The 9,755-nt window shown below is 72.5% G+C and carries 8 protein-coding genes and 2 pseudogenes; 4 read left to right on the forward strand and 6 right to left on the reverse strand.

The genetic code is table 11. The annotated features are described in order from the left end of the window. Nucleotides 1-117 precede the first annotated feature (117 nt). Both NQU54_RS43565 and NQU54_RS43570 read left to right on the forward strand, forming a co-directional pair. Entirely contained in the window at nucleotides 118-903 is a 786-nt protein-coding gene (locus NQU54_RS43565; protein WP_069867290.1) for a sigma-70 family RNA polymerase sigma factor, read from the forward strand. Between the two features lie 37 nt (nucleotides 904-940). Next, the gene (locus tag NQU54_RS43570) at nucleotides 941-1,609 is read left to right on the forward strand and encodes a dienelactone hydrolase family protein (RefSeq protein WP_069867291.1); all 669 of its coding nucleotides are present in this window, start codon (nucleotides 941-943) and stop codon (nucleotides 1,607-1,609) included. A 529-nt stretch (nucleotides 1,610-2,138) separates the two neighbouring features. Here the strand turns inward: NQU54_RS43570 and NQU54_RS43575 are convergent. After that, nucleotides 2,139-3,212, reverse strand: a complete 1,074-nt coding sequence (locus NQU54_RS43575) for an ATP-dependent DNA ligase (RefSeq protein ID WP_257635838.1) — start codon at nucleotides 3,210-3,212, stop codon at nucleotides 2,139-2,141. Nucleotides 3,213-3,290: 78 nt separating this feature from the next. Here NQU54_RS43575 and ligD point away from each other — a divergent pair, with 78 nt between their 5' ends. Then, nucleotides 3,291-4,295 (forward strand): non-homologous end-joining DNA ligase, encoded by a 1,005-nt coding sequence (gene ligD / locus NQU54_RS43580; RefSeq protein WP_257635839.1) that lies wholly within the window; start codon nucleotides 3,291-3,293, stop codon nucleotides 4,293-4,295. A 34-nt stretch (nucleotides 4,296-4,329) separates the two neighbouring features. Then, nucleotides 4,330-5,325, forward strand: coding sequence for a GlxA family transcriptional regulator (locus tag NQU54_RS43585; RefSeq protein WP_257635840.1), 996 nt, complete (start codon nucleotides 4,330-4,332; stop codon nucleotides 5,323-5,325). A 165-nt stretch (nucleotides 5,326-5,490) separates the two neighbouring features. Here NQU54_RS43585 and NQU54_RS43590 read toward each other — a convergent pair whose 3' ends face one another. The 5 genes and pseudogenes from NQU54_RS43590 to NQU54_RS43605 all read right to left on the reverse strand — a co-directional run bounded on the left by NQU54_RS43590 (nucleotide 5,491) and on the right by NQU54_RS43605 (nucleotide 9,721). Beyond that, nucleotides 5,491-5,868: a hypothetical protein gene (locus NQU54_RS43590; protein ID WP_257635841.1), complete on the reverse strand. Its 378-nt coding sequence runs from the start codon at nucleotides 5,866-5,868 to the stop codon at nucleotides 5,491-5,493. A gap of 117 nt (nucleotides 5,869-5,985) precedes the next feature. After that, nucleotides 5,986-6,057: pseudogene (locus NQU54_RS49865) on the reverse strand (hypothetical protein); the annotation flags it as partial. A gap of 61 nt (nucleotides 6,058-6,118) precedes the next feature. Next, nucleotides 6,119-6,616: pseudogene (locus NQU54_RS49580) on the reverse strand (asparaginase domain-containing protein); the annotation flags it as partial. 43 nt (nucleotides 6,617-6,659) lie between these two features. Continuing rightward, the gene (locus tag NQU54_RS43600; protein ID WP_257635843.1) at nucleotides 6,660-8,768 is read right to left on the reverse strand and encodes a SpoIIE family protein phosphatase; all 2,109 of its coding nucleotides are present in this window, start codon (nucleotides 8,766-8,768) and stop codon (nucleotides 6,660-6,662) included. A 98-nt stretch (nucleotides 8,769-8,866) separates the two neighbouring features. Then, nucleotides 8,867-9,721: a caspase family protein gene (locus NQU54_RS43605; RefSeq protein WP_257635844.1), complete on the reverse strand. Its 855-nt coding sequence runs from the start codon at nucleotides 9,719-9,721 to the stop codon at nucleotides 8,867-8,869. Between the last annotated feature and the right edge of the window lie 34 nt (nucleotides 9,722-9,755).

Raw genomic sequence — 9,755 nt, forward strand, 5'->3', positions numbered from 1 at the left:
GCGCATACCACCCAAAGAGATTCATACCATCACCAATTCGGCCGAATTGCGAGTGGTTGGGGGCCATGCGAATCTGGTGGCGACCGCCGTGACATCGGACCACGGAGGCGAGTGACCATGTCAGCAACCGCGACTCGCCAACGACGCCATGACGACACTCCCGACACCGGCGGTGCCTTCCTGCGTCTGTCCCGGCTCCCGTCCGGGCCCGAACGCGACGCGCTGCGCGAGGCGATCATCTGCGCCTGGCTGCCCGTCGCCAAACGCCTGGCACTGCGCTTCCGCAACAAGGGCGAGAACATGGAGGACCTCACACAGGTCGCGTCGCTGGCCCTGGTGAAGGCCGTCGACCGCTACAACCCCGACCTCGGGCACGCCTTTCCGTCCTATGCGATTCCCGTCATCACCGGTGAGCTCAAACGCCACTTCCGCGACTACCTGTGGACGCTGCACATCCCCCGCAACATCCAGGAGGTCCGCTCCCGCACCCGCTCCGCACGCGACGCGCTGGAGCAGGAGCTCGGCGGGCGCACCCCCACCGTGCACGAGATCTGTCTGCGCACCGGTATGCCCCAGGAGGATGTGAAGGCCGGTCTGGAGGCCAGCGCCTCCTGCACCCCGCTCTCCCTCAACGCCGCGGTGCAGGGCGCCGAGGAGCGGCTGCTCGCCGAGACGGTGGGCGCGGACGACGCCGCGATCGAACGCGTCGTCAACCGTGAGGCGCTGCGGGTGCTGATCGCCGAACTGTCGGAGCAGGACCGCTACGTGCTCTATCTGAGGTTCTTCGCCGGGCTTTCGCAGAGCCAGATCGGCGAGATCCTCGGCTTCTCCCAGATGCACATATCCCGCAGGCTCTCCCGGCTCTACAGCGAGCTGCGGCAAGGGCTCATGGCCTACGCCTGACGGCACCAGCCCGCACAACCCCGGCAGGAGGTGGCCGATGCGCTCCGAGACCGCCCGTATCGCCGCGGACGACGCCATGCTCGTGGGCGATCTGGCCCTCCCCGACCAGCCCCTCGGCGTCGTCGCGTTCGCCCACGGCAGCGGCAGCTCCCGGCACAGCCCGCGCAACCGCGCGGTGGCCCGGGTACTCCAGGACGCGGATCTGGCCACCCTGCTGTTCGATCTGCTCACCGAGGCCGAGGAGCGGGTGGACGCGATCACCGCCGAACTGCGTTTCGACATCCCGCTGCTGGGCCGGCGGCTGGTGGCCGCGGTGAACTGGCTCGACGGGCATCCGGCCACCTCCGGGCTGCCGGTGGGGCTGTTCGGCGCAAGTACGGGCGCGGCGGCGGCGCTCACGGCCGCCGCCGAACGGCCGGAACGGGTGGCCGCCGTGGTCTCCCGCGGCGGGCGGCCCGATCTCGCGGGCGGTGCGCTGAACCGGGTGCGGGCGCCGGTGCTGCTGATCGTGGGCGGTGACGACCACGAGGTGCTGCGGCTCAACCAGCAGGCGGCCGCCATGCTCGCCGCCCCGCAGGAGATCCATGTGGTGCCCGGGGCGAGCCATCTGTTCGAGGAGCCCGGAACCCTGGAGCAGGCCGCCGAGGCGGCGCGCGACTGGTTCGTACGGATGGGCAAGCGCCCGGCCCGGGGCGGCAAGCGCTGACGCGCGTGGCGCGGCTGGGGGACGCCTGCGGCGGGCTGTTCCCCTCCCCGCCCCTTCCCACAACCGGGGCTCCGCCCCGGACCCTGGGTCCAGCGGCAAAGCCCCTGGCAACGGGAAGGGGGCACAGCCCCAGCTTCGGGACCCGAGGCACAGCACCAGCTTCGGGACCCGAGGCACAGCACCCGCTTCGGAGCCCGAGGCACAGCACCCGCCTTCGGGGCCCGGGGCGGAGCACCCGCTTCGGGCCCGGGGCGGAGCACCCGCTTCGGGCCCGGGGCGGAGCACCCGCCTTCGGGGCCCGGGGCGGAGCACCCGCCTTCGGGGCCCGGGGCGGAGCACCCGCCTTCGGGGCCCGGGGCGGAGCACCCGCCTTCGGGCCCGGGGCGGAGCACCCGCCTTCGGGGCCCGGGGCGGAGCACCCGCCTTCGGGGCCCGGGGCGGAGCACCCGCCTTCGGGGCCCGGGGCGGAGCACCCGCCTTCGGGAAGGGGCGGGGAGGGGAGCAGCCCACCGGCAGGCGTCAAGCGCGGTTACGGCTCCGGCGCGGACCCCAGCACCTGGCGCAGATCGTAGGAGACCGGCTCCTCCAGCTGGTCGTAGGTGCACTGCGGGGGCTCCCGGTCCGGCCGCCAGCGGCGGAAGCGGGCGGTGTGCCGGAAGCGGCCGCTCTGCATATGGTCGTAGGCCACCTCGCACACCCGCTCGGGGCGCAGCGGCACCCACGACAGGTCCTTGACCCCGGTCCAGCGGCTGGGCGCGCCCGGCATCCGGCCCCGGGCATGGGCCTCCTCGCGCGCCCAGTCGGCCCAGGGGTGGCCTTCGACGGTCTCCATGCGCAGCGGTTCCAGCTCGGCCATCAGCTCCTGGCGGCGGCGCGCGGAGAAGGCCGCGCTGACGCCCACGTGCTGGAGGCGGCCGGTGGCGTCGTACAGGCCCAGCAGCAGGGAGCCGATGCCCTGGCCGGATTTGTGGACGCGGTAGCCGGCCACCACACAGTCGGCGGTGCGCTCGTGCTTGACCTTGACCATCACGCGCTCTCCGGGGAGGTAGCGGAGGTCGGGGCTCTTGGCCACGACGCCGTCGAGCCCCGCCCCCTCGTACTGCTCGAACCACTGCCGGGCCACGTCGAGCTCGTCGGTGCAGGGGGCGAGGTGCACCGGGTCCGCGGCGCCGCGCAGCGCCTCGGTGAGCGCCTCGCGGCGCTCGCTGAGCGGGGTGGCCATCAGCGAGGCGTCGCCGAGGGCGAGGATGTCGAAGGCCACGAAGGCGGCCGGGGTGGTCTTCGCCAGCAGCCGCACCCGGGAGTCGGCGGGGTGGATCCGCTCCAGGAGGGCGTCGAAGTCCAGCCGCCCGCCGCGCACGATGACGATCTCGCCGTCCAGGACGCAGCGCGGCGGGAGGTTGGCGAGCAGCGCCTCCGCCAGTTCGGGGAAGTAGCGGGTGAGCGGCTTGGTGGTACGGCTGCTGATCTCGATCTCGTCCGCGTCCCGGAAGACGATGGCCCGGAAGCCGTCCCATTTGCCCTCGTAGACCATTCCGGGCGGGATCGTGGCCACGGCCTTGGCCAGCATCGGCTGGACGGGAGGCATCACCGGAAGGTCCATGGTGTCCGATTGTGCGCCTGTGGCGGGCCGGGCGCCCGCCGGGAGGCGGCCTCGGGCGGGCGGGCCTAGCGTGTCGGTATGGGAGAGTCGGTGGAGCTGACGGTCGGCGGTCGCGTGGTGCGGGTGACCAGCCCCGGGAAGGTGTACTTCCCGGAGCGCGGGTTCACCAAGCTGGATCTCGCCCGCTACTACCTGGCGGTCGGCGAGGGCGCGCTGCGGGCGCTGCGGGACCGGCCGACGACGCTGGAGCGCTATCCGGACGGGGTCGAGGGGGAGTCGTTCTTCCAGAAGCGGGCCCCGAAGAACCTCCCGGAGTGGATTCCGACCGGCCGTATCTCCTTCCCCAGCGGGCGGCACGCGGACGAGATCTGCCCGACCGAACCGGCGGCCGTGGTGTGGGCGGCCAATCTGGGCAGCCTGACCTTCCATCCGTGGCCGGTGCGGCGCGGGGACACCGAACACCCCGACGAGCTGCGGATCGACCTCGACCCGCAGCCGGGCACCGACTACGGCGACGCGGTCCGGGCCGCGGGAGAGCTGCGCGAGGTGCTGGACGGGCTGGGGCTGCGGGGGTGGCCCAAGACCTCGGGCGGCCGGGGGCTGCACGTCTTCGTCCCGATCGTGCCGGAGTGGACCTTCACCCAGGTGCGGCGGTCCGCGATCGCGATCGCGCGGGAGCTGGAGCGGCGGGCTCCGGAGCGGGTGACCACCAAGTGGTGGAAGGAGGAGCGCGGCCAGAAGATCTTCGTGGACTACAACCAGACCGCCCGGGACCGCACCATCGCCAGCGCCTACTCGGTGCGCCCACGCCCCCATGCCCCGGTCTCCGCGCCGCTGCGCTGGGATGAGGTTCCCGACGCCCGGCCGCGCGATTTCGACCTGGCCACCATGCCGGTGCGCTACCGCGAACTGGGCGATGTGCACGCGGACATGGACGAGCACGCCTTCCGCCTGGACGCCGCGCTGGAGCTGGCCGCGCGGGACGAGCGGGAGCACGGCCTGGGCGACCTCCCGTATCCGCCGGAGCATCCGAAGATGAAGGGCGAGCCGAAGCGGGTGCAGCCCAGCCGGGCCAAGAAGTGATGGCCGGATCCTCGGCGGCTGCGAGAATCGCGCCATGTCCGTCTTCACTCACCCCGGCCGCCATCGGGTGGCGGTGCTGGTGCGCCACGGGCTGCTGCCGTTCGAGCTGGGCATCGCGCACCGGCTGTTCGGCCGGGCCGTATCGGCCGCGGGCGAACCGCTGTACGAGGTGGTGACCTGCGCACTCGTCGCCGGTGAGGTGCGCACCGACTCCGATGTCACGCTGAACGTCACCCAGGGACCGGAGGCGCTGGCCGAGGCCGACACCGTGCTCGTCCCGGCCGCCAACGAACCGGACGAGCCACAGACCGATGGCCGTCTGGGCACCGCGCTCACCGGCGCCTTCGCCCGGATCCGCCCCGACGCCCGGATCGCCTCGATCTGCACGGGGGCGTTCGTCCTGGCGGCCGCGGGGCTGCTCGACGGCCGCCGGGCCACGACCCACTGGCAGGCGGCCGACCGGTTCCGGGAGCTGTTCCCGGCCGTCGCACTCGACCCGGACGTGCTCTACGCGGACGAGGGCGAGGTGCTGACCTCGGCCGGGGACGCCGCCGGTATCGATCTGATCCTGCATATGATCCGGCGCGACCACGGCGCGGCGGTGGCGGGCGAGGTGGCCCGCGGCTCGGTGGTGGCCCCGCATCGCGAGGGCGGCCAGGCGCAGTTCATCCGGCGGCCGGTGCCGGAGCGGCGCGGCGGCTCCACCGGTGCGGCCCGCGCCTGGGCGCTGACCCGGCTCGACCGTCCGCTGACCCTGCGGGAGCTGGCCGAGCGGGAGTCGATGAGCGTACGGACCTTCTCCCGGCGGTTCCGGGACGAGGTGGGGATGACCCCGGTGCGGTGGCTGACCCAGCGGCGCCTGGAGCGGGCCCGGCAGTTGCTGGAGGAGACCGATCTGCCGGTGGACCGGATCGCGGCGGACGCGGGCTTCGGCACCGCGGCCTCGCTGCGGCAGCATCTGCACACCGCCCTCGGGGTGTCGCCGAGCGCCTACCGCTCCACGTTCCGGGGCGGCGCAACCCGCCCCTGAGGGGTGTCCGGTGGCAGGGGCTCGGCCCCTGGGTCCTGGGGTCCGGGGTCGGTGGCGCCCCGAAGGGGCGCGGGGCCGTGTCGATATGCGGCTCCGCCGCGTGGGACCAGCCACGACGCGGCCGCGGATGAACGACCGCACCTTGCGCCACTCCCCGCGGAGCGCCTAGTGGCGGGCCGTGAACTGGCCGGTGCCGAAGGTGTGGAACCAGGTCTGGATCCGATGCTCGTTGTGGGTGGTGGCGAGCGAGAGGAGCAGCAGCAGCCGGGCCTTCTGCGGGGTCAGGTCCTGGGCGCCGATGACACCGCGGACATGGGGGTCGTAGACCGCGCCGGAGCCGGTGCGGGAGGCGGAGACCATGACCACCCCGTTCTTGACGGCGTCGTCCCGGGCCTCGGTCATGGCCGGGGAGAGACCGCCCGCCCCGGTGCCCGCCGTGACGATCCCGGCCGCCCCCGCGTCGGCGAACGCCTTGATGGCCTGGGGTCCGGCGCCCTGGTAGCTACAGGCGATGTCGACCTTCGGCAGCGCCCGCCGACCCATCCGGTCGAGGTCGAACGGGGTCTTCCAGGCGGGTTTGCCGCACCGCTCGACCCGGGCGGGCGCGCGGTCGACGCGGATGTGGTTCTGGTCGATCACCCCGAGCTCCCCGCTGCTGCCGCTGGTGAACGCGTTCAGCCGCAGGGTGTCGGACTTGCGCACCTCGCGGGCGGCGTGGATCTGGTCGCCCACGCATCACCACGGTGCCGAAGCAGGTGGTCCGGCCGCTGGCGGCGAGGTGGATCGCGTTGTAGAGGTTGGCCGGGGCGTCGGAGCCGATCACCGTCCAGGGCCGCATGGAACCGGTGAGCACCACGGGCTTGTCGCTGCGGACGGTCAGGTCCAGCCAGTACGCGAACTCCTCCATGGTGTCGGTACCGGTGGTGACCACGACCCCGTCGTTGAACTTCAGGGCGTGGTCGACGGCGGCGGTGAGCCGGCGGTACTCGGGGATCGTGTAGTCGTTGGAGTCCTTGTTGCCGAACTGCTGGGTGGTCACGTCCGCGATCCGGTTCACCTCGGGCCTGAGGTCGCCCACCAGCCGGGACACCGGGAGCTTCCCCGCCTGGTAGTCGTCGAAGGACACCTTGGTCCTGCTGACGCCCGCGATGGTGCCCCCGGTGCCGATGACGGCGACCTTGGGGGTGGGCCTGGGATGGGGCTCCGCGGCGCCTGCGAGGGATGCCGTGGCCCCCAGAGCGACGGCCACCAGAGTGATCAATACGCCGGAGCGGCGGGCGAGCTGAGCCATGGGGACGTCGTCTCATCCGTGAAGTGACGCGGTCGGCCCTTCCTCAGCCTTCCTCCACCGTAACCACGGACTTCTCCGGCAGGCGAGGGCGGCGCAGCCGGGCCAGCAGCAGGGCCACATCGTCGTCGGGCGCCCCGTGCAGCGCGGCCAGCACCTGGTCGCAGATCCGCTCCAGCGGTCCCTGGTGGCGGCGCAGCAGCTGGACCAGGGTGTGCAGTCCCACGTCCAGGGACTGATGGCGCTTCTCCACCAGGCCGTCGGTGAACAGGGCCAGCAGCGCCCCCTCGGCCAGTTCCCGCTCCACCGAGGCGAAGGGGACGCCGCCGACGCCCAGCGGCGCGCCGGTGGGGATGTCGATGAGTTCGGCCTCGCCACCGGGCTGCACCAGCACCGGCGGCAGATGGCCGGCGGTGGACATCTCGCACCGCCCGGTGCGTGGATCGCACACCGCGTACAGACAGGTGGCGATGGACTCCCCCAGGCTGGGCGTGATCTCGTCCAGATGGCACAGCACCTTGGCCGGGGGCAGGTCGAGCCGGGAGAAGGCCCGGGTGGCGGTGCGCAGCTGGCCCATGATCGCCGCGGCGTGGATGCCCTTGCCCATCACATCGCCGACCACGAGACCGACCTTGCCGTCCGGGAGGGGCAGCACATCGAACCAGTCGCCGCCCGCGGCGCTGACCGCGGGCAGATAGCGAGAGGCGATCTCCAGACCGTCCAGATCGCGCGGCTGCTGGGAGAGCAGGCTGCGCTGGAGGGTGAGCGCGGCGTCGCGTTCACGGGCGTAGAGCCGGGCGTTGTCGATGCACAGGGCGGCGCGGATGGCCAGTTCGCAGGCGAGGGTGAGGTCCTCCTCGTCGAACGGCTTGGGGTTGATGGTGCGGTGCAGGCTGAGGGTGCCGAGCACACTGCCGCGGGCGATCAGCGGGGCGGCGATGTAGGAGTGCACTCCCTCGCGCTTCAGCACCCCGGCGGCGTCGTCGTCCCGGGCTATCCGCCGTATGTCCTGTTCGGTCACGTGCGGCACCAGGATCGGCCGGGCCTCGCGGACGCACTGGGTGATCAGCCGGGTGGGGTCGTAGCGGGCGATCTCGCCGACCGGGTCGGCCGCGTGGACGGCGTCGGTGGGGTAGCCGGCGGCGACGGCGAGCGCCCGGAAGCGGGCCGAGCCGTCGGTCCACACCCGGGGGGTGGCCTCGCGGTGCACCACGGAGTCCAGGACGTCGACGGCCGCGAGGTCGGCGAGCCGGGGCACGGTCACATCGGCGAGTTCCTGGGCGGTCTGCCGCAGATCCAGCGTGGTGCCGACGCGGACGCTCGCGTCGGCGATCACGGCCAGCCGCTCGCGCGCCTCGGCGATCTCGCTGGTCTCACGGTGGCGGCGGGAGACGTCCATGATGGAGACGGCGATGCCCAGGATCCGGCCGCTGGGGTCCTCCAGCCGGTAGTACGACTCCGACCAGGCGTGGTCATGGTCGGGGTCGGCGGGGGTCCGGCCGACGCTCTGCTGGTCAAGCAGCGGCTCACCGGACTCCAGCACATGCCGCATCGCGCCCTCGATGGCCCGCACATCCAGCCCCGGCAGCACCTCCCCGACACGGTGGCCGCGCACCTGGGGCTCGGTGATGGAGTTCATCTGCTGTAGGGCCGGGTTGGCGCGCAGCCAGCGGAGTTCGGTGTCGAACACCGCGAGCCCCACGGGCGACTGTTTGATCAGGAAGCCGGATACCGCCAGATCGGTCTCCAGCCGCCGTACGGTTCCCTCGTCGGCGGCCAGACCGAGGGCGTAGACCGCGCCGTGGGCATCGCGCAGGCCCATGGTGCGGAACTCCACCCTCAGGGTGGAGCCGTCCGGGCGGCGGACCGGGAAGATACCGGCCCAGGTGTCGCCCGCCCGTACGCGTGCGAAGAGCTCCACGGCCGCCCGCCGGTCCCGCGGATGGACCAGCAGCTTGTCCGCACGGCAGCCCAGCGCCTCTGCCGCCCGGTAACCGAACAGCTGTTCGGCCTCCGGGCTCCACAGGGCGATCCGTCCTTCGACATCCAGCGCGATGGCAGCGACCCGCAACAGGTCGAGCACCCCTCCCGGGGCGATCGCCATGCTGCTGATGCCTGCCTCGTCCTCCTGGTCCACACGGTCATGCGTCGTCATACCGGCACCTCACCGGCTCGCCATGCCCTCCTACTTTCATACCTCGCCGAACGGGCCATCGCACACGGATATGACACGGGCACGGTTCGAATCCCGGTTCAGATGGTGAAGGGCCGCTGCCGGGCGAAGGCTGAGTTCGGCCCACCCGTCTGGAAGAGGTGGGGCGTCTGGTCGGGCGGCATCCGCTTGACGATCTCCCGGTGCAGTCCGCGGTAGCTGCCCGGGAAGGCGCCACCCCGCCAGACCTCCAGCAAAGTGGCGGTGAACAGGCCGTTCACGATTCCGTCGGAGGAGGTCTGGTTGTCCTGGCAGCCGGAGATCCGGAGCACGCTGGCGTCGATCCTGGCGAGGTCCTTGGCGGTGCGGGTGTTCTGGATCCGGTCGTAGGCGTCGCGGTCGCGCCGGTAGACGGCGGACTGCACCGACTGGGGCATGGCCCTGATCTTCCGGCCGACCTCCGCGGGGTCGGCGGTGCTGAAGCGCCGGTCGAGCTCCTCGGGGCTGAGCATCTCGGGCAGCCGCCGGGCCACGGTGCCGCTGTGGCAGCTGTCGGAGAGCATCCAGATCCGGACCCCCTTGGCGAACTTCCCGAACAGCTCGAAGAGCTCGTCGTCGACCAGCTGCCGGTCATGGAGGACCCAGGTCTCGTCGAGGCGGTCGCCGGTCTCGTCGTGGTTGAGGTCGGGCACCTGACCGCCGTGGCCCGAGTAGGTGAGGAAGAGGATGTCCCCCTCGGCCAGCCGCCCGGCCGCGGCCTCCAGGGTGGCGGTGACCGTCTCCGCGGTGGCGGCCGGGCTCAGCAGCGGATCGGTCACATCGAACCCCGCCGCGTCGGCGAGCCGGGCCATGTCCACGGCGTCCTGTTCGCAGGCGCCCAGCTCACCGCTCCAGCCGTCGTACGCGGCGGGGTCGACCTGATTGAGTCCGATATGGACGGAGAGGCCGATTGGCATAGGGGCTCCTAGGGTCGGGGACGGGCGGCGGCTC

The organism is Streptomyces malaysiensis subsp. samsunensis (assembly GCF_024519315.1).
GTDB lineage: Bacteria > Actinomycetota > Actinomycetes > Streptomycetales > Streptomycetaceae > Streptomyces > Streptomyces malaysiensis.

What these genes read in the sequence shown, in the direction of transcription:
- NQU54_RS43565 (WP_069867290.1), top strand. Translation starts at nt 118, where the DNA reads ATGTCAGCAACCGCGACTCGCCAACGACGCCATGACGACACTCCCGAC.
- NQU54_RS43570 (WP_069867291.1), top strand. Translation starts at nt 941, where the DNA reads ATGCGCTCCGAGACCGCCCGTATCGCCGCGGACGACGCCATGCTCGTG.
- NQU54_RS43575 (WP_257635838.1), bottom strand. Translation starts at nt 3,212, where the DNA reads ATGGACCTTCCGGTGATGCCTCCCGTCCAGCCGATGCTGGCCAAGGCC.
- ligD (WP_257635839.1), top strand. Translation starts at nt 3,291, where the DNA reads ATGGGAGAGTCGGTGGAGCTGACGGTCGGCGGTCGCGTGGTGCGGGTG.
- NQU54_RS43585 (WP_257635840.1), top strand. Translation starts at nt 4,330, where the DNA reads ATGTCCGTCTTCACTCACCCCGGCCGCCATCGGGTGGCGGTGCTGGTG.
- NQU54_RS43590 (WP_257635841.1), bottom strand. Translation starts at nt 5,868, where the DNA reads ATGGGTCGGCGGGCGCTGCCGAAGGTCGACATCGCCTGTAGCTACCAG.
- NQU54_RS43600 (WP_257635843.1), bottom strand. Translation starts at nt 8,768, where the DNA reads ATGACGACGCATGACCGTGTGGACCAGGAGGACGAGGCAGGCATCAGC.
- NQU54_RS43605 (WP_257635844.1), bottom strand. Translation starts at nt 9,721, where the DNA reads ATGCCAATCGGCCTCTCCGTCCATATCGGACTCAATCAGGTCGACCCC.